Source organism: Nonomuraea sp. MTCD27 (assembly GCF_041950495.1).
In the GTDB taxonomy this organism is placed as follows: domain Bacteria; phylum Actinomycetota; class Actinomycetes; order Streptosporangiales; family Streptosporangiaceae; genus Nonomuraea.
Map to the genome: position 1 here is coordinate 50,215 of NZ_JBGNUW010000030.1, position 18,001 is coordinate 68,215.

General features: G+C 69.2%; 18 protein-coding genes and 1 pseudogene. 6 read left to right on the plus strand and 13 right to left on the minus strand.

The features are described 5' to 3' along the window. Positions 1-75: 75 nt before the first annotated feature. The 3 genes from ACBJ59_RS54180 to ACBJ59_RS54190 all read right to left on the minus strand — a co-directional run bounded on the left by ACBJ59_RS54180 (position 76) and on the right by ACBJ59_RS54190 (position 2,146). A complete protein-coding gene (locus ACBJ59_RS54180; RefSeq protein WP_375117818.1) occupies positions 76-540 on the minus strand; it encodes a hypothetical protein in 465 nt (154 codons plus the stop codon). Continuing rightward, positions 522-1,235: an SDR family oxidoreductase gene (locus ACBJ59_RS54185; protein ID WP_375117819.1), complete on the minus strand. Its 714-nt coding sequence runs from the start codon at positions 1,233-1,235 to the stop codon at positions 522-524. Before ACBJ59_RS54185 ends, ACBJ59_RS54180 begins: the two co-directional genes overlap by 19 nt. 128 nt (positions 1,236-1,363) lie before the next feature. Next, positions 1,364-2,146 (minus strand): alpha/beta fold hydrolase, encoded by a 783-nt coding sequence (locus ACBJ59_RS54190; RefSeq protein WP_375117820.1) that lies wholly within the window; start codon positions 2,144-2,146, stop codon positions 1,364-1,366. A gap of 53 nt (positions 2,147-2,199) precedes the next feature. On the opposite strand from ACBJ59_RS54190, the gene ACBJ59_RS54195 reads away from it, so the two are divergent. The 6 genes from ACBJ59_RS54195 (at position 2,200) to ACBJ59_RS54220 (ending at position 7,154) form a co-directional block, all read left to right on the plus strand. Continuing rightward, positions 2,200-3,420 (plus strand): FAD-dependent monooxygenase, encoded by a 1,221-nt coding sequence (locus ACBJ59_RS54195; RefSeq protein ID WP_375117821.1) that lies wholly within the window; start codon positions 2,200-2,202, stop codon positions 3,418-3,420. Positions 3,421-3,512: 92 nt separating this feature from the next. After that, positions 3,513-4,232: a TetR/AcrR family transcriptional regulator gene (locus tag ACBJ59_RS54200; protein ID WP_375117822.1), complete on the plus strand. Its 720-nt coding sequence runs from the start codon at positions 3,513-3,515 to the stop codon at positions 4,230-4,232. A gap of 294 nt (positions 4,233-4,526) precedes the next feature. Continuing rightward, positions 4,527-4,841: a hypothetical protein gene (locus tag ACBJ59_RS54205; protein ID WP_375117823.1), complete on the plus strand. Its 315-nt coding sequence runs from the start codon at positions 4,527-4,529 to the stop codon at positions 4,839-4,841. A 370-nt stretch (positions 4,842-5,211) separates the two neighbouring features. Continuing rightward, positions 5,212-5,427 (plus strand): hypothetical protein, encoded by a 216-nt coding sequence (locus ACBJ59_RS54210; protein ID WP_375117824.1) that lies wholly within the window; start codon positions 5,212-5,214, stop codon positions 5,425-5,427. Between the two features lie 299 nt (positions 5,428-5,726). Further along, positions 5,727-6,539 carry a papain-like cysteine protease family protein gene (locus tag ACBJ59_RS54215; protein ID WP_375117825.1) on the plus strand — a complete coding sequence of 271 codons (813 nt, stop codon included), beginning with the start codon at positions 5,727-5,729 and terminating at the stop codon, positions 6,537-6,539. A 12-nt stretch (positions 6,540-6,551) separates the two neighbouring features. After that, complete coding sequence (locus ACBJ59_RS54220; protein ID WP_375117826.1) at positions 6,552-7,154, plus strand: hypothetical protein; 603 nt, start codon at positions 6,552-6,554, stop codon at positions 7,152-7,154. A 40-nt stretch (positions 7,155-7,194) separates the two neighbouring features. Here ACBJ59_RS54220 and ACBJ59_RS54225 read toward each other — a convergent pair whose 3' ends face one another. The 10 genes and pseudogenes from ACBJ59_RS54225 to ACBJ59_RS54270 form a co-directional block, all read right to left on the minus strand. Then, positions 7,195-7,725 carry a hypothetical protein gene (locus tag ACBJ59_RS54225; RefSeq protein WP_375117827.1) on the minus strand — a complete coding sequence of 177 codons (531 nt, stop codon included), beginning with the start codon at positions 7,723-7,725 and terminating at the stop codon, positions 7,195-7,197. A gap of 881 nt (positions 7,726-8,606) precedes the next feature. Then, a complete protein-coding gene (locus ACBJ59_RS54230; RefSeq protein WP_375117828.1) occupies positions 8,607-11,294 on the minus strand; it encodes a Tn3 family transposase in 2,688 nt (895 codons plus the stop codon). Continuing rightward, on the minus strand, positions 11,260-11,709 hold the full coding sequence (locus ACBJ59_RS54235; RefSeq protein WP_375117829.1) for a DUF4158 domain-containing protein: 450 nt from the start codon (positions 11,707-11,709) through the stop codon (positions 11,260-11,262). Before ACBJ59_RS54235 ends, ACBJ59_RS54230 begins: the two co-directional genes overlap by 35 nt. 41 nt (positions 11,710-11,750) lie before the next feature. Continuing rightward, positions 11,751-12,290 (minus strand): NUDIX domain-containing protein, encoded by a 540-nt coding sequence (locus tag ACBJ59_RS54240; protein ID WP_375117830.1) that lies wholly within the window; start codon positions 12,288-12,290, stop codon positions 11,751-11,753. After that, positions 12,229-12,960, minus strand: coding sequence for an HAD family hydrolase (locus ACBJ59_RS54245; RefSeq protein WP_375117831.1), 732 nt, complete (start codon positions 12,958-12,960; stop codon positions 12,229-12,231). Before ACBJ59_RS54245 ends, ACBJ59_RS54240 begins: the two co-directional genes overlap by 62 nt. Then, a complete protein-coding gene (locus tag ACBJ59_RS54250) occupies positions 12,951-13,754 on the minus strand; it encodes a carbon-nitrogen hydrolase family protein (protein ID WP_375117833.1) in 804 nt (267 codons plus the stop codon). The genes ACBJ59_RS54245 and ACBJ59_RS54250 overlap by 10 nt, the downstream gene beginning before the upstream one ends. A 638-nt stretch (positions 13,755-14,392) precedes the next feature. Continuing rightward, positions 14,393-14,623 carry a hypothetical protein gene (locus ACBJ59_RS54255; RefSeq protein WP_375117834.1) on the minus strand — a complete coding sequence of 77 codons (231 nt, stop codon included), beginning with the start codon at positions 14,621-14,623 and terminating at the stop codon, positions 14,393-14,395. Between the two features lie 67 nt (positions 14,624-14,690). Beyond that, positions 14,691-14,786 (minus strand): annotated as a pseudogene (locus ACBJ59_RS54260) (hypothetical protein); the annotation flags it as partial. Positions 14,787-15,526: 740 nt separating this feature from the next. Beyond that, positions 15,527-16,450 (minus strand): PrsW family intramembrane metalloprotease, encoded by a 924-nt coding sequence (locus ACBJ59_RS54265; protein ID WP_375117835.1) that lies wholly within the window; start codon positions 16,448-16,450, stop codon positions 15,527-15,529. Between the two features lie 120 nt (positions 16,451-16,570). Next, positions 16,571-17,938 (minus strand): CHASE3 domain-containing protein, encoded by a 1,368-nt coding sequence (locus tag ACBJ59_RS54270; protein WP_375117836.1) that lies wholly within the window; start codon positions 17,936-17,938, stop codon positions 16,571-16,573. Positions 17,939-18,001: the final 63 nt, after the last annotated feature.

Genomic DNA, 18,001 nt, shown 5'->3' on the forward strand with positions numbered 1-18,001 from the left:
GCTGGAGCCGCCGGCCTGTGAGATCACGTTGAAGATGCGACTGTCCAGCTGTACACCGCGGGCGTATGTCTGAGGTCAGCCCTGGCCGGCGTTCTCGCCGAGGCGTCCGGAAGGACTGGGTTTGGTCTCTTTGACGGGCAGCATCATGAGGATCGAGAGGATCAGGAGGCCACCCAATATCACCGCCACACTGATCTTGTCGAAGAGCGGGAAGACGTGCAGGTGCAGCATGTGCCACAGGAAGTGGATCGCGTTGTAGATCGACCATGCGCCCCCAGCCACTGCCAGGGACTCCCGGGTCGGCCGGCGCAGCGCCCACACGCTCAGCACCAGCAGCGCCAGGTTGAGCGCCCCCACGTCGACGGCCAGATGCTCGTTGTACGGGCCGAGCGCCGCCACCCAGTGGAGTCCCGGCGCCGGGAAGTCGTTGTAGTACGACCGCGGGAACGCCGCCGCCCACACCCCCTGGTATGCCGCCGCCACCGCCAGCACCCCGGCCATCCAGCGCTTGGCCGCCACGGTCATCGCGACGCCGCCCACTGCTCGAAGGTGATCTTCCCGCTGCGGAAGTCGCCGGCCGGCAGCACGCCACCGTTCGCCATCGCCTTGCCGGCGGGCACCGTCAGCACCAGTTTGCCTTTGGCCAGGCGGCGCATCATCGATGCCATCGTCAGCACCTCGGGGCCGGCCAGCTCGGTCGCCCGGCCCTGGGCGGGGCCTTCGGCCAGGCGTACGAGCTCGGCGGCGACCTCGGAGGCGGCGACCGGCCGGCTCAGCATCAACGGCGCCACCTTCACCGGGCCAGGCACCTTGTCGAGCATCTGCGCCGCGAACTCGTGGAACTGCGTCACCCGCAGGAGTGTCACCGGGATCGGGCCGGCCAGCGCCAGCTCCTCCTGGCGGCGCTTGCCGATGTAGTAGCCCGAGTCGACCCGGTCGATCCCGACGATCGACAGGAGCACGTGGTGGCGTACGCCCGCCCGCTCCTCCGCCGCGAGCAGGTTGCGTGTCTCGGTCTCGAAGAACGCCACTGATGTCTTGCGGCTGAGTGTCGTCACGTTCGCCACGTCGATCACGACGTCCACACCGCGCAGCGCGTCGTCGAGACCGTCTCCCGTTATCAGGTCGACGCCGCCCGACCGGGACATCACCACGACCTCGTGGCCCTGCTCCCGTGCCCGCTCGACCACCAGCTTGCCGACCCAGCCGGTTCCTCCGGCCACCGCTATCCTCATTGCGTTCCGTCCTTTCTCGTCATCACGTTTCCGTACTTAATGAGTTCGACTCTGTAAACGAGACAGGGGCGAGAGGCTGTATGTGACAGCCGATCGCACCCGCTCGACAGTTAGGGTCGCTTGGCTCGTCAGCGGTCCAACGAGTCCCAGAAATCGGTGAGTACCTGGGCGCCACGGCCGGGGTCCTGGGTCATCCACCAGTGGCCGAGCCCGTCGAGGGTCGCGGTCCGCGCGCCGGCCAGCCGCGCCGTGCGGGACCGCTGTTCGTTGGTCCCGACCAAGAGGTCCTCGGTGGCGAGCAGGGCGAGGCCCGGCCGCTGCGCCGCACGTTCGAGGTTCCGGCCCAGCTCGGCCATCACCGGTTGGGCGGCTGATCGGTAGAGCGCGTGTGCGGCCCGTCCCATCGCCTCGTCCTGGCCTGCCGCGACCCGCTTCGCCACCGGCTCGCTCATACCGAACTTCACGAGCATCGTGACCCGCATCGCGAGGTCCGGGCCGAGCGGGACGGCGGGGTCCGGGCCCGTGGTTTCCGGCGCCTGCTGGCTCTGGGCGAACTCGTGCCACACGTAGTCCGGGTCGAACAGGCCGATCACATCGCTGACCCAGCTGCGCACGAGGTCCGGGCGGGCCATCACCGCGTTGAGGGTGTGCACGCCGCCCCAGTCGTGTCCGACGAGGTCGACGGGCTCGGCGAAACGCGCCAATTCGCCGATGAGCCAGTCCCGGTAGTCACCGATGGTCGCACCGAACCCTTTCGGCAAGGGCGCCCCGAAACCAGGCGGGGACAGGCGGATCGGGACGGGTCGAGCGGGAGCGATACGTTCGAGCTCGACGAGCATCGGCCCCCAGACCTCCGGCGTCTCGGGGAAGCCGTGGACGAAAACGGTTGGCATGGCGAGAGCTCCCTTCATGTTCGATCTACTGACCGGATGACCAATCTGGTCAGAGTGTATAGTCTGCGGACATGGAGACGAACACCACCCCGCGACAGCGGGCTCTTGTAGTCGGACTCGGCGTCAGCGGAACCGCCTCCGCGCTGCGGTTGCACAAGGCGGGCTGGGACGTCGTCGTCCTGGAGAAAGCGGCCGAACGCCGCCGCGGCGGCTACTTCCTGACCCTCTTCGGCACCGGGATCACCGCGGCGGAGCGCCTGGGCATCGAGGTGCCGGACCGCTTCTCGACGGACATCGCCTACTACAACGTCGATCGCGCAGGCCGGCGGCGGCGCGGCATGGGCTTCGCCGAGGCCGTGGCCGGCGAGTCACGCCCGGTCGTGCGCGGCGACGTCGAGCAGGCCGCGTTCGACGCCCTGCCCGAGGACGTGGAGATCCGGTACTCGTCCTTTCCGGTCGCGCTACGCCAGGACGCGGAAAGCGTGCAGGTCGACATCGAGGACCGGGCCGCGGGGACGGTGACCACCGAACGGTTCGACCTCGTGGTCGGGGCAGACGGCCTGCGCTCGACCGTGCGCCGGCTGGCGTTCGGGCCCGATGAGGGCCGCATTCACCGTCTCGGCTACATGCTCGCGGCGTGCGCCCTGCCCGGCCCGGTCCCCGGCTTCCGGGGCACCGACGGCATCATCATGTCCGAACTGGGCCGGTCGGCATGGGTGTTCGCCTTCGCCGACCGGCCACCGACGGTGCTGTTCAACTACCGGACCGACGATGTGGACGGCGAGTTCACCCGGCCCGCCATCGACGCGCTGCGCGCGGCGTTCGGACCGGAGCCCACGGGTGCGATGCTCGGCTGGCTGCTCGACCAGTTCGAGCAGGCGCCAGACCACCTGTTCGACACCGCCGAGCAGGTGCGGCTCGACACATGGCACCAGGGCAAGGTGGTGCTCGTCGGCGACTCGGCGTGGTGCCTGACCCTCTACTCCGGGATGGGGGCCTCCAGCGGCCTGGCCGGGGCCGACATGCTGGGCACAATGCTGGAGCGGCACCCCGGAGACGTGCCGCGGGCGCTGCGCGCCTGGGAGGCGAAACTCCGCCCCTTCATCGAGTTCCACCAGGGCTCCGGCATGGCCATGCGCAAGCTCTTCGTCCCGGCCGACCGCACCGAGTACGGGATCCGGTTCGTCTTCGACCACGTGGCGGGGACCACGCTCGGCAGAACGCTCCTCTCGGAGGCCGAGCACCGCAGCAAGGCTTCCCGGATGAAGACGATCGACATCGCCCTGACGTGACCCCGCCTCGGATCCCGCCGCACGGTAGGGTTCACCTCCGTGAACCCACGTGACATCATGCCGCCGAAGAGCGAACGGGAGGAACCACGACGGTGAGCCGGCTGATCGAACACGACTCCGTCAAGGCGGCCAGAATCCTCGACAGCGCGCGCGAGCTGGTCCTCGAGCACGGCGTCCGAAAGGTGACCATCGCCGAGATCGCCGCGGCCGCGGGCGTGGGCAAGGGCACGGTCTACCTGTACTGGGAGACCAAGGAAGACCTGCTCGTGGGGCTGGCCGCGCGCGAGCTACTGGCCTGGATCGAGACCATCAACAACCAGATCGCCCAGAACCCGCAGTCCATCCTGCCCCGCCGTCTCGCTCCGCTGCTCATCCGCACGACACTGGCCAACCCGTGGCTGCGGTGGCTCATGAGCGACGACAGCGCCCTGCGGCAGCTGCTCCACCGCCCCGTCAACCAGGAGCGCTTCGCCGAGGCCACCACGAGCGCACTGGGCAACGCGGTCGTAACCATCCTGCGTGACCACGGGATCGTACGCGACGATCTTCCTCTGTCCAAGCAGATGTACGCCCTGCACGCCGTGCTGGTCGGGTTCAGCACCGTCATGAACAACGCCGATGTCGCAGGCCCGCTCCGCATCGACGATCCCGAAACCGCCCTCGCCGACACCGTCCACCTGCTGCTCGAACGACCTCGCGACCCCGCCGCGCACGATGTCGCCAAGGCCGCGGAAGCGGTGCGGGCCCGGTTCACCGAGATTCACGACAACCTCCTGGGACTCGTTGCGGCGGGCGCCGCCGGAACCAGATGACCCGCCGCGTTCTCAAGGCCGTGCGCCTTCCTCGGCTACGGAGATTCTGCGGCCAGGGCTGGAGATACGCCGAGCATCTCTCCGCGGCCGTGCACATATAGCCGCAGGTGGGCGGGGAGGGCCCTGGCTCACTGAGGGTTTTCCGTGCGCCCAGCAGAGCAGGGGTGAAGCCGTGACGTAGCGGTGGATCTTGTTGTTCGTGAGCTCCTGATCGTGGATGAAGCCGACCGGCTCAAAACGCGAACGACCCCGCGACCACCACGACCCAGCGGCATCGACGTGATCCTCATCGGCATGCCCGGCATCGAAAAGCGCCTCGCCCGCTACCCCCGGCTCTACTCCCGGGTCGGCTTCATCCACCGCTACAAGCCCCTGTCCCTCGACGAACAGGCTCACGTCCTGGACCGCAAGTGGCCCCACCTGGGCCTCGGCGCGAGCGACGATTTCGCCACCACCGAGGCCATCGCCGCCATCACCAGCGGCAATTTCCGCCCCATCACCCGCCTCGTCGACCAGATCGAACGCGTCCTGGAGATCAACCAGCTCACCACCGTGACCAAGGAGGTCGTCGAAGCCGCCCGCGAGAACCTGATCATCGGAGTCATGTGAGACTCCCGCCTCGAACCCGCGACCCACCACATCGACAACCTCCGGCCCCGCCGCACGGCGGGGCCGCACGTTTGCCATCAAGGGCTCATGTCTGGCCACGTAGTGCCGGAGATTCCCGGCCATTTGTCGCCGGAACTTACAGCCTGCACCGCGCCAGCGTTGTCGCGCCTCTGCCCCGGCAGCGGCGAACGGGTAGAAAGTGTCGCGTTCGTACAGGTAGACGAGCGCGAGCCGCCTGCGCGCATCTGATCGGCTGGACCTATCGGCGTGAAGCGGATGTAGGTGGCCGGTTGTGGACATGCGGTGCTTGTTGACGCGCTCCAACGGGCGGGAGAACGTGAGAGCAGCTCAGGTGCCCAAGGGGGCTTTCATGGCGGCTCAAGATGCCCTGTTCAGGATCTACAGTGACGGCGCGTACACGCATACGACGATGGTTGGCCATCAGGGCGCCACGGGGGCGTTCGCGATGGACTCGGCCCGTCGGATCGGCGACAACGTTCTGGATCTGGCCGAACAGGACGCCGCCAAGGGCGAACTGGACGCGGCGTGCGGTCGGCAACCCCGCCGAACTGCCGTTCCCGCGTGAGTTAGCCGAGGCCGGCGACGGGATCGCGGGCGCGACGGCCATGCCCACGGCCAAGCGGGCAGGCCTGCGGATGGACGGCCCCACCGTGGTCAAGGGCGGGGCGAACCGGTCATCTTCACCGTGACTGAGCCCGGGACCTGAGCTCGCGCCGGCGACCTCAACCAGGCCGACGCCATCCCGGACCAACTGCTCGAAACCTTCCGCGGCACGAACGTCCCGCCGCCCGGTCCTGACCACCATCGCCGCACAAGCCGAAACCTCCCGTACCCAGCTCCACGACCAGGCCGAAAGGATCTGCCATGCCATCAACTGCTCTTCCCGCCAGCACCCTCACCAACGAAGGCACCGGCACGCTCACCCAGGGCACGCCCCTCACGGTGCGCTACTCCACCACGCCGGACCACGTCAGCAGCACGAACTGGATCGGCATCTACCCCGATGACAACGGCGCGACCATAGGGGTGAAGAACTCCTTCACCTGGAAGTACGCGCCCAACGCCTCGGGCAGCGTCACCCTGGACACCAGCGCGGTGCCCGGGCCGGGCCGTTACGCGGCCTGGTACCTCTACAACGACGGCTATACCCGCCTGGGCGAACCGGTCATCTTCACCGTGACCGCGGACACTGCCTCCTTCGTGATGCAGCACCAGCAGCAGACCCAATGGTGCTGGTCGGCCACCACGGTCAGCGTCGCGGCCTTCTTCAACCCGGCCACCGCGTGGACCCAGTGCTCGATGGTCAACGCCGAACGCGGCCTGGCCACCTGCTGCGGCCCGGCCGCCTCTGATGCCGGAAGCTGCAACCAGCCCTGGTTCACCGCCCAGGCGCTCACCCGGGCCGGGCATCTGCGCGAGACCGTGGCGGCCGCCCTGACCCTCGACCAGATCCGCGCCGACCTGCTGGCAAGCAGCCCGATCGCCCTACGCATCGGATGGGCCGGCGGCGGCGGCCACGCCGTGGTCGTCCGCGGACGCTACAGCGACGCCGCAGGCGTCGAGTACGTCAGCGTCTGCGATCCCTGGGACGGCGACACCGACGTGCCTTACGACACCTTCCGCAACAACTACCGAGGCTCGGGCACCTGGACCCACACCTACCGGACCAAGCCCTAAGGGAGAAAGCTCATGCCTTTGCACATGCCCGCCCCTCCGTCCGGCGTCCCCGAGACGGTCCGGTCCAAGCTCCACGCCCTGGCCGGCGACTCCCGCTTCTCCACCCCCGCGTTGCGCCTGGCACGACAGGACGACCTGGAGGTGTCCACCCCGCACCAGGTCTTCACGATCGGGCTCGACGACATCGAATCCGGCGCCGGCCTGGACGCGGCACGCCCGGTGAGCTGGCGTTACCTGGTCACCGCCGGCAGCGAGGTGATCGCCAGCGCCGAGACCACGCAGGACGCGGACGGCACCCCGCAGGCGGCGGAGTTCACCGAGGGCCGGTTCGTGGCCGCCACCGACAACGCCGTGCGGTCCGTACGGGCGCTGCCGCAGGTGGAGAAGGGCCCGTTCGAGCTGCGGCTGCTGCGCATCCCCGCGCTGTACCTGATGGCGCTGTGGCTGCATTCGCCGGCAGCCGATCTGCTGGTGCCGCTGGCACCCTCACCGATCGGCAAGGAGGGCCAGATCGTGGCGCCGGCGCAACTGTTCGGCGACCTCGCCCGGCAGGCCCGGGCCCGCACGGCGGCCACACCTGATCACAACGGAGATGGCGGACCGCCCACACCCTGACAGACCCGCGCCGGACTCTGCCGTCTACACGGGCGGATCCTCACGCAGGAGGAGAGATGGCCGGTGCATCACGGGGCGCGACAACGGCGCTCCGCTGCCACCGGTCCTGGCCACCATCGTCGAACAAGCCGAAACCATCCGCGCCCAGCTTCACGCCCACGCGTGACAACTCCTCGGCCTGCGCTGTCCCCCTCCGGCCGGCGCAGGCCAACAGGGTGGCGCGGGCCACCACGGCTGTGGCAGATGTCGGCGTGGTCCCCCTTGCTGCGCCATCATCGCCCGGAGAGGGCGGATGCCGTATGGCGCGATCTGGGACAGCCGGACGGCACGGACGGCGTGCTGCGCGTGAGCACACCGGCAAGGGCCGGGCGATGATGGCCGGGCTGGCGTGCCCCACCAGGGCCTGGGTGGCGGCCAGGTCGGCGCCGGAGTCGAGCAGGTCGCCGATGAAGGTGCGGCGGAAGTCGTGCGCGGTCAGCCGGGGCAGCCCGGCGGCGTCGCGCGGCCCCCACCGCGGATGCGCCCGGCGCAGCTCACAGACCAGCGCCTCCACCACGGCCGGGGTCTGCATCGGATGCGCCAGTGGAACACGGCGTGCGCGAGGCGAAAATCCTTGTGGCCGCAATAGGCCTTACTTGAGCAAGGGCTTGCTTTATCCAGCGGACGAAGGCAGTCGGCGCCTCTGAAGTGGCGATCGGTTGGCCCCGCCGCCCCCTACCGGTCTTGCATGGGGTAGTCCGTAAAACTGACCGGTGACGGAAGGTCAACTCGCCGGGCATGAACTGGCCCTCCCGCGATGTACGTGATAATGGCCGGTTATCACGTACATGAGCGATCACGACGGCGTGCTGAGCAGGCGATCCGCTCTCCCGGCCACCGCGCGACTCCCGCACGTTATCCGGTACATCGCGCCCGGGCGCTGTTCACGCCAGGCGACCGGCATGAGCGTGGCACCGAAGATCGCCGCGTTGCCCAGCGGCAGGTCACCCTCACAGCGGCCGCCTTCCTGGCCACGCCGCGCACAGCCAGCGCCAACACCCTCCACGCCTACGCCTCAGCCGTCGACCGCGCCATCGCCTGCCTTCGCCGAAATCCGAGCACCCCGGCATGCCGTCAATGCAACGTGCCTTACGTGCCTGACAAGATCATATTGCTCTGACCTGCGCGAAGAGCCAAGAACCCAAGATAACCATCGCGGCTGGCTGAGCAGGGCGTCTCACTGAGCGCTGAGGTCGCCGCGACGGCGGCGGCGCTGGGGATGGTCGAGCGTACGGTGTGGCCCCGCCTGGGTGCTGCCCCGATGCCAAGGCCGCGCTTCACCCTGTCGCAGACCGACATCGACGCCTTCAGCAACATGGGGTGCCGGGTTGCCGAATTTCGTTCCGAATTTCGCTGAACTCCTGTTCGGCGGCATGAACGGGCCTGTGGCGTCAATCAGCCGGGGGGCTGCGGTCAGGTCGCGAACAGCACGCGGGGTTCGAGGTCGAGCCGGGTGACCGGGCTCTGCTGCGGCGGCGTCAGATCCAGGGTCCAGTTGCCGAACCGCCTCACGGTGTGGGTGATGTCGGGCGAGACGGTGGCCAGGTCGTCGAGGTCGACAGGCCGGCCTTCGGCAGCGATGTCGTTGGCAGCGTCGGTGATGTCGCAGGCGGTGGAGTAGATGACGCAGTTGGCGATCAGCTCGTTGAACTTCACCACCTTCTCCTGGTGGTCGGGGTCGTTGTGGCCGATCAGCTTGCCGCCGAACATCAGCCAGTCGGCGAAGCCGTGGAAGGCTTCGTTGCGGTTGGTGACCTGGGTGATCTGTTCCCGGAGCTGGGGTTCGGACAGGTAGCGCAACAGCGTGATGGTGCGGATCGCGCGGCCGAGCTCGCGGAAGGCGCGATACAGGCGGTTCTTGCGGGAGTGGTTGCCCAACCGGCGCAGCAGCGTCACCGACGACAGCCGGTTCTCCCGGATCGAGATCGCGGTGCGCAGCAGGTCGCTCCAGTGCGTCTCGATCAGGCCCCAGTCCACTGCCTGCTCGCCGAACAGCGAGTCGATGTGGGCGTAGCGGATGTCCTCCCGCGGCCGGTAGAAGAACAGGTCGTGCCAGTTGCGGATGCGGGGCAGCAGGTCGAATCCCAGCAGCGCGCCGAGGCCGAAGACCGGCAGCGCTTGACCTTGGGTGCCGGCATGGATGGTGTCGGGCTGGATGTTCGATTCGTTTCGCAGCAGGCCCTCGATGATGTAGACCGCCTCCCATACCCCGCACGGGATGAAGCGGCTGAACAGCGCGATGTAGGTGTTGGAGACGTGCCGGTAGGCGATGCCGCCGTACCCGCCGTACCGGATCGAAGTCTCGGCCAGCAGGTTGTTCTCCCAGGTGTCGATCTGCGAGCCGTCGGCCGCGACCGTCTTACCGTCGCCCCACACGCTCGCCACGTCCAGCTTGGCGAAGGCGTTGATGACGTCCACCGACGCCTTGTCGATCTTGGTGGCGGTGGTGTGCTTGTTACCCGCCAGCGACAGCTCGTGCACGCTCACCGTGCCGCGCATGTGCGCCGCGACCTGGGAGGGGCCCAGCAGCGTGCCGTGCGCGAACGCGGTCAGCACGTACCGGGCCATGGCGTTGCGGATCTTCGGGTTGGAGCCGGAGGCAGGCCCGAAGTGGCGGTGCCAGCCCAGCAGGTAGGCAGTGCGGGTGAGGATGTCCAGCAGCGCGCGCTGGGGCAGCCGGTCATGGATGGCGGCCTCCAGCTCCAGCGCCTCGGGCCGCCGATCGGCGCCCTTACGGCGGCGCAGTACCGGCCGGCCGCCCTCCAGCAGCAGATCGGTATTGCCCGGGTAGCCCGCGTCCACCGCGGCGGCGACGGCGGCCAGCTTGTCGCGGTAGTGCGCCGTCAACGCGTTCGCCTCGGCCGGGATACCCGCCTGGGCGCAGAACGCCGGTACCAGTGGCCGGCACTCCTCCCGGGTCATGAGCTGATCGTGCAGGTTGGCGAAGGAGCCCGATCCGGCCACCGCGATGTCGCCGCTGCGCAGTTCAGCCGCCAGGTAGAAGAACACGCACACCTCCAGATGGCGGCGCACCAGCATCCCGGGCCGCTTGGGGTCCCGCAGGACCTTGCGCCACTGCCCCGCCGCGAAGACGTCCACGTTGATCGACGCTGTCACCGCGACCGGGTCACCTGCAGGGCCGGGCCGCTCCACCGTGAGCTCGCGGGGGACGAACACGGCCTTGGCGCCGCGCAGGGCGCGTAGGAACTCCACCGCCTCCAGCACGCTGCGCTCGGCCGTGGTGGCCTCCAGGTCGATCGCATCCAGCAAGGTGAACAACGCCGCCCGGTGGGAGCGGTGGTACTGCTCCAGCAGCGGCAGGTAGTTGTTGCCATGGTGCGTCGAGATCGCCTCATGCGCGCCGGTCAGGGCCTCCACACCGCCGGCCCGCTCCAACGTCTTCAGCACCAGATGCCCGGCCCGCTCCGCCGTCTCGTGCGCCGCCGTCGCCGTGGACGACGGCGGCGACCCTTCGCCGGCCACCAGATCGCCGCCTTCCCTCGGGACCATGGCATCGCGCACCGCCGACAGCACCTCGCCGAACACCCCGAGCAGGCGCTCGGACTCGGCCCGGTGGGCTTCGCGCAGCGCCTCCAGGTGATCGCGGCCCTTCTTGTGGATGGCCGCCATGCGCTTGCAGAACATGGTCACCACGTCATCGCGGACTCCTGTGGCGACCGTGTGGACGAAGCTCACCAGCAGCGTGAACCGCTTGTCCTCGCTCACCTTGCGCATGTCGGCCGCGTCGGTGACTCGCGCCTCCCCGGCGAAATGCGCGACCTTCCCCGGCGGCACACCTACCAGCCATGCCCCGGACGGCCCGATCGCGTCGATATCGCCCAGCAGCGCCAGCCGCTCCCTGAACTTGCCCAGCGACGCCGCCTGGGCCACGTCCTTCAACCGGTCGAACTCGCTGCGCCGGCTGACCGGATCCACCACCAGCAGACGGGCCAGCCGCGCCCGCGCGGCCGCATCCAGCCGCCCCGCCACCGTCTGGAAGAACCCCGTGTTGACCTCGGCGCGGATCGCCGCGGTCATTGCGTCCAACGTGGTGTAGCCGGGCAACTCACAGCGAGCCCGGACCAGTTCCTCCAGCGCCACGTTGATCAGGTCGGCCGGGTTGTCCCTTGGACTGCACGGCCTTCCGGATGGCCTCCTCGGCAACCCGCCGGACCCGGGCCGCCTCATACGACACGCCCATCCGCTGCCGGACGAACGCCCGGTGGCGGCTCGCCGTCATCGGCGCCGCCTGCCGCAACTCCACCTCATCGGCCAGCCTTAGCGCCCCGCGTACATGCGCGGCCACGGCCGACGGCACCTCAGCGATCTTCGGGAAGTACCCCAGCCGCTGATAGGACTTCAGCCACACCACCAACATCAACAGATGATGCTCATCCTGGGTGTGGCCGCGCGCCCAGGCCATCTCGGCGTCGGTCGGCGAGAAGCTCTCCACCAGCTCCCGACCCGAGACCACTCGGGCGAAGCGTGGATAGGCGGTCCGGTCGATCGAGGTCACCAGCAACCTCCCAGACCATCATCAACATGACGAAGCCCACCCTAACGATCACTCGTCAGGCCGCGGTGTGTTTCCGTCGTATTCCGGCCGTCCCCCTCCAGGGAGAACCAGCCCAACTCGTCGAACTTGTGAGGCTCGCCGATAGCGGCTTCGGCGGGATCGACCCGGACCGCGAAGATCACCGCGACCCAGTGAGAGGCCTGCTCCTCCCGCAGGACGTTGCGCACGCCGATGGTCTCGATCGTTAGTGGCCCGGTCGCGTATTCCTCAGCGACCTCCCGGGCGACAGCCGTCTCGAACGACTCCCCGTACTCCAGCGCTCCGGCGCCACAGTCCCAGGTACCGGGCTCGTCACGTGCACCGACGCCGCGTCGGGCCAGCAGCACCCGGCCGTCGCCGTCGTGGCAGATGAACACGCATGAGACGCTGGGCGTCCTGCGCACCTGCTCGGTCGGCCGGGGCGGCCCGGCGAGGACGTTCGGGGTCGGGTCGTTGCTCAACGGCAGGTTCCTTTCGTTTTCAGAAGTGATGCTGTAGCTCGGAGAACGCCCGTAGCCGCAGCACTCCTTCATCGTCGTCATCGAGGTCACTGTGCTCGAGCACCCAGGTGTTGTCGTTCGGAATGAAGACGGCGTTCATGCCCGCCTGCCGGGCGGGCAGGATGTCCGACTTCGGTGAGTTGCCGATCATCCAGGTCGCGGCCGGCGCCAGGTCGAGGTCGCGAGTGAGCCGCCGGTAGGTGCCGACGTCTTTCTCGGCCACGATATGGATGCCGCGAAAGTGGTGCGCGAGCCCGGACAGATCCAGTTTGCGCTGCTGCTCTTCGGTATCGCCCTTGGTGAGCAGGTGCAACTCGTGCCGGCCGCCGAGAACGGTGAGGGTCTCGACGACACCCGGGACGGGCTCCACGCGTCCTTCCAGGACGGCGGCCGCCAACCCGGCGACATGGCGCAACTCTGCTGCGCTCGCCGGACGCTCGCGGAGCCGCTCCAGGCACTTCTTCAGGCTGCGCAAGAACATCTTGCCGCCGTATCCGTGTGCGGCCACGTTCGCCGCCTGGATGCTGTTGAGGACGGCGCGGATCTCGGCCCCGTCGAGGGTCGGATGGTCCAGCCAGCGCACGAAGTCGTCGACGGCGCGCTCGAAGAGCACATTGTTCTCCCACAGCGTGTCATCGGCGTCGAAGATCAGCACCTGTCCCGTGAGGGAGCAGCCGTGCGGCTCAGCCCGGGCGGGCGCCGTCACGTCCACGTCTCTGCGCTGAGTGCGGTCCGCGGGTATCCGGCCCGGGTATCCTTGTCGCGCAACGCCTGCAACTCACTGCGCGACAAGGCCATGGTGAACACACCCGGCTCGGTCCCTGCCCGGCTCAGCCGCCTGCCGTCCGGGTGCCACGTGCCGCTGCCGCCGCACGATTCCCACCCCGGTCCCCGGCCGGCGAGGTTCGCGACGACCGAGTACATGCGGTTGTCCATGGCCCGGGCTGCGGCGTGGACATCGATGCGTCGCGCCTGCTCTTGCGTGTACAGGGCGGACACAGCGTAGATCTCGGCACCCCGGCAAGCCGCTTGCTCCGCGTGCGCCGGCACCGCGGCGTCGTAACAGATGGCGAGCGCGACCTGCCAACCGTCGATGTCAAGGAACTGGATCTTGTTGCCGGGCTGGAACAGGTCGCGCTCCACGCCGTGCAGGTTCTGCTTGCCGTAGACCTGGATCTCACCGTCGGGTCGGATCGCCAGCGAGGCGATCCAGGCCGTGTTGTCCGGTCCGCGGTACCCGGCCCCGACCACCGCGGCCACGCCGCACCCCGCACTGGCCTGGCGGATGACGTCGAGCCTCGGGTCGTCCTCAGTCACCCAAACCGACGGGTCGGCGAAAAGCTCCAGGTCGTAGCCCACAAGTGACAGCTCCGGGAACATGAGCAGTTTCGCACCAGCCTCAGCGGCTCCGGCCATCAAAGCCGCCGCCGAACGGGCATTCGCCCGCACATCCCCTGGCACGGGGGAAATCTGGGCGACCGCCACGATCAAGGTTGCTGAAGGCACCGCGGCATGCTATCGACCGGCATTCGGAACGCGTCTTGCCGGGGGCTGCTCCTGGCCGTGCTGTAGTCCCGGCCACCCCCAGCACCACTGCGGTGCTGTTCCTGCCGACGCCAATCGCCGAGAAGCAGTCGACGATGTCCGCCTCGACCACCCATCGGCGTCCCCGCCCGGGCCCGTCCATGAGCACCTGCAGGGCGTCGTGCGCTGAGCGTTTCGGGCGGAACCCGAACGAGCAGTCCAGCATGTCCGCCTCGAAGACCGGGTTCGAACACGATCTTCACGGCGGCCTGCACAACGCGATCACGAACCGCGGGAATTGATAACGGGCGCAACTCCTCCCGCACGCCCGGCTTTGGGATCAGCACCCACCGCGCGGGCAGCGGACGATAGCGTCCCTCCGTAGTTCGTTGGCCAGCTCGGCAACGAGGGCGAGCGCCACGATCGGACCTGCGATGTCCCCAGGTGCTGGGGGTTATGTTAGGTAAATAATTTTCATGTCTTATGCCTCGCCCTTTACAATGTAGATTTACTTCCCTTTCACTGCAGGCCCACTCTGACCGTCGACGTAGCCCAACTCTCCGCTCGCGTGTGTGGGCGCGCCGTACCACCGCTCCGCGTACAGCAGAAACAACGAGTCCTCACCTAGCCCTGCACCACCTCCTCGCCGCGTCCATCAGCGCCGCCACATCCAGGCCCGTGTCGACGCCAAGCCGGTCGAAAACGGCGGCCAGCATCTCGGTCGACGAGTTGCCCGCGCCCGCCCACAGCGCGCACAGCGACCCGTCGATCGAGCGAACGCCGCGCTCGTAGGCGATGACCGAGTTGGCGATGCCCGGCCCAAGTGCTGGTGGCCGTGATAGCCAACCCACGCCTCTCCCCCACCTCGGCAACCAAGGCCTCGAAGCGGGCCTTGGCCTCGTGCATGAGCAGCACGCCCGGCGAGTCGGTCACGTACACGCACTGGCAGCCTGCCTCCACCATGATGCGGGCCTGCTTGGCCAGTTCCTCGGGCGACGTGCGGTGGGCCATCATGAGAAAGCCGACCGTCTCCACGCCGAGGTCACGGGCCGCACCGAAGTGCTGCGGCGAGACGTCGGCCTCGGTGCAGTGTGGCCACTCGCACCATGTCGGCGCCGGCGTCGCCGGCTCGGCGCAGGTCACAGGGCGACCAGGCGTGGTTTCTCGGCCACCACCACGCAGGTGTAGCGGCCGGGGTCAAGCAGGGGCAGCTACACCAAGGCGAAACCGCTGGAGGCGTCCGAGAGGCCCACAGCGCGACGAGTCCTCCCAGCTGACCTGGAACAGTTTCACGGTGGCGTCGGGGTGTGCGTCGGTGAACATGGGATCTGATCGCCCGGCAGCAGACGCCGCGGCCCGGGCTGGTGCCTATCCGGTGCCGCTCCCCCGTGCCCGCCCCACCGGCCCTGAAACTGCGACCGGGACTACCCGACCACGACCATGTTGATGCCCGACCCGGCGGCCATCAACAGCCTGGTTCTACGCGAGATCTGGTACCAGTGGCCACGGTGGCGTCGGTCGGTCGCCGCCCCGACTATGAGGGGGCACGCGGGCGAGCAATAGTGCCGCGACAACCGCGAGCCCCCCTCCCCCCCGCGGGGAGCCCGCAGTTTCGCGCACGCCCGAGGCGCACGCCGGCCCACGCCATCAACTGTCGGAGGCCGGCGCCGAATCCTCAGTAGGAGGAAACGAGTGGCCTCTGGCTAGCCATCGGCGCTTCACTGTGAGCTGTCTTGGAGGGAGTCCCATGATCGTTATCTCGGCCGGACCCAGCGCACGAGGAGCAGGGCCATCCCGATCAGCCCGTCGACCGTCAGCAGCCCCCAGTTCAGCATCGTGAACAGGTGGACCTGGGTCTGGGTGACGCCGGGCAGTTGCCCGAGCCGGATGATCGCCAGCCACTGGGCCGGGGTGCCGGTCACGAGCAGGGTCAGCCACACCGCGATGGTCTGCGCGGCGTCCCACAGGGCGTGCAGCAGGACCACGACGGCGTACCAGCCGAGGAGCGGGAGGTTCGGCCGGGGCCGGGCGCTGCGGCTGCGCGCCGCGGCCGCGAACAGCACGCCGCCGAGCAGCGCGGTCCACAACCCGTGCCCGACCGGGGCGAGCACCGCACGCAGGGCCTCGGTCTCGACGAGATTGAGCAGCGACAGGCCGCTGGAGGTGAACAGCGCGTTGAAGGCGTACCCGGCGCTCTCGAACGCGGCGAAGCCGAAGCCCACGGCCGCGCCGAGCACCATGCCGTCGCGCGGGGTGTAGAAGGGCAGCCGGCGGGCGAGCAGCCAGAGCGCGGCCAGCTTGACGCCTTCCTCGATCGCCCCGATCGCCAGGTAGCCCCAGCTCGACATGTTCGTCAGCAGCGCCGACTCCAGGATCGAGGCGCCCAGGACGCCGAGCACGCCGCCGTACACGAACGCGGAGAAGATGCGCTGGGTGGTGATCACCGCGTCGGCGCGCCGGAACGCGAACGCGACGAACGTGACGGGGACCAGGAAACTGCCCACCAGGATGATCGTCGGCACCAGGTTGACGTTGCCGGTGACGAACGTGACCACCACGGTCGCCACCCACAGCGCCAGCCCTCCGAGGAGGATCCGGACCCAGCTCGGGCCGGAGCGCCGCGCTCTGGGCTCGTTGACGAATGCGACATCAGGGAAAACTGCCGGGTGTGACTTCACCGCGGGCTCCTTCCGGGGAGTGCTCAAGGCTTCCCCTTCAGGATCCGCGGGCCCCGCCGCGGTGTCGCCCCGGCCAGCGGCCATCCCGGCTACCGGCTGGCTGGAATCCCGGGATTCCGGTCAGCCTCCGGTGACCGGCAGATCGGCGTGCAGGGTGGTGCCCTGGGCGGGCGGGCTGTCGACGGTGAACGTGCCGCCCAGCGCCTCGACGCGGTCGGCGAGCCCGAGCAGTCCCGAGCCCGTGCCGGACGTGGCGCCGCCGACGCCGTCGTCGCTCACCCGCAGTCGCAACGTCCCCTGCTCCAGGCACGCCCGCACGGTCACGACCGCGGCCTGGGCGTGTTTGGCGGTGTTGGTGAGCGCTTCGGAGACCACGTAGTAGGCGGCCACCTCGACGGGTTCCGGCAGCCGGCCCGGCACGTTCACGTCCAGCTCGACCGGCACCGCGCTGCGGCGCGCGAGGGTCTTCAACGCCGGGCCGAGCCCGGCCTCGCTCAGGATCGCCGGGTGGATGCCGCGGGAGATCTCGCGCAGCTCGTCGACGGCCCCACCGAGCCCGTCGGCGAGCCGGTCGAGGGGTTCGGCGAGGTCGGGGCGGTCCGGCGGCAGCGTGGCCTGAGTGGTGCGCACGTCCAGCACGAGCGAGACCAGCCGCTGCTGGATGCCGTCGTGCAGGTCGCGTTCGATGCGGCGGCGGACCTGGTCGGCGGAGGTGACGATGCGCGAGCGGGATGCGGCCAGCTCTTCCCGCTGCCTGTCCAGCGTGGCCGCCATCGTGTTGAAGCCGCGCTCCAGGACGCGGATCTCGCCGACCCCGCGCTCGGGCACCCGGGCCCGCAGGTCGCCGCCGGCCAGCTGCCGCGTGGCCCCGGCGAGCCGCCGTACCGGGGTGACCACCGCGCGGGCCAGGTAGTGGGAGTAGGCGCCGATCAGGGCGACCGACGCGATCAGCCCGGCCACGCCGATGGCGATCGCGCGCAGGGCCGCCGTGTCGGACTGGCGCTGCTCGGTCCGGGCCATGGAAAGGGCGCCCGCCACCAGCGCGTCGAACTCCCTGCGCATCGTGTCCACGCGGCGCTTGCCCTCCGCGGTCTCGGCCGCCCGCGCCACGGCCCGGTCACTGCGCATGGCCCGCACCAGCGGGACGGAGTAGGCGTCGATGTACGACGTGCCCTCCGCCTCGATCCTCCGGGCGAGCACGTGGTGGGCGGGGTCGTCGGCCACCAGCCGCTCCAGTTCGATCGCCTGCCCGGGGAAGGCCGCGACGGCCGCCTGCCACGGCTGCAGGAAGCTCTCCTGGCCGGTGAGGGCGAACCCGCGCTGGCTCGTCTCCATGTCGATGATCAGACGTTCCAGCCGGTTGGCCATCGTCAGGACCTGTGCGGAGCGCTGCTCGCGACGCCAGGCATCACGCAGGTCGCCGATCGAGACCAGCAGGACCGCGAAGGCCGCGCCCACGATCAGCGCCAGCACGGCGCCGGCCGTCACGGTGCGGAGGGTGAGACCGCGGCCTGGATCGTTCCTGGCTGCGCCTGACCGGCCATCGAGCAT

Coding starts and splice junctions, on each gene's coding strand:
- ACBJ59_RS54190 (WP_375117820.1), bottom strand. CDS start 2,146: ATGAAGGGAGCTCTCGCCATGCCAACCGTTTTCGTCCACGGCTTCCCC.
- ACBJ59_RS54225 (WP_375117827.1), bottom strand. CDS start 7,725: ATGCAGACCCCGGCCGTGGTGGAGGCGCTGGTCTGTGAGCTGCGCCGG.
- ACBJ59_RS54220 (WP_375117826.1), top strand. CDS start 6,552: ATGCCTTTGCACATGCCCGCCCCTCCGTCCGGCGTCCCCGAGACGGTC.
- ACBJ59_RS54185 (WP_375117819.1), bottom strand. CDS start 1,235: ATGAGGATAGCGGTGGCCGGAGGAACCGGCTGGGTCGGCAAGCTGGTG.
- ACBJ59_RS54205 (WP_375117823.1), top strand. CDS start 4,527: ATGCCCGGCATCGAAAAGCGCCTCGCCCGCTACCCCCGGCTCTACTCC.
- ACBJ59_RS54195 (WP_375117821.1), top strand. CDS start 2,200: ATGGAGACGAACACCACCCCGCGACAGCGGGCTCTTGTAGTCGGACTC.
- ACBJ59_RS54240 (WP_375117830.1), bottom strand. CDS start 12,290: ATGACGACGATGAAGGAGTGCTGCGGCTACGGGCGTTCTCCGAGCTAC.
- ACBJ59_RS54210 (WP_375117824.1), top strand. CDS start 5,212: ATGGCGGCTCAAGATGCCCTGTTCAGGATCTACAGTGACGGCGCGTAC.
- ACBJ59_RS54215 (WP_375117825.1), top strand. CDS start 5,727: ATGCCATCAACTGCTCTTCCCGCCAGCACCCTCACCAACGAAGGCACC.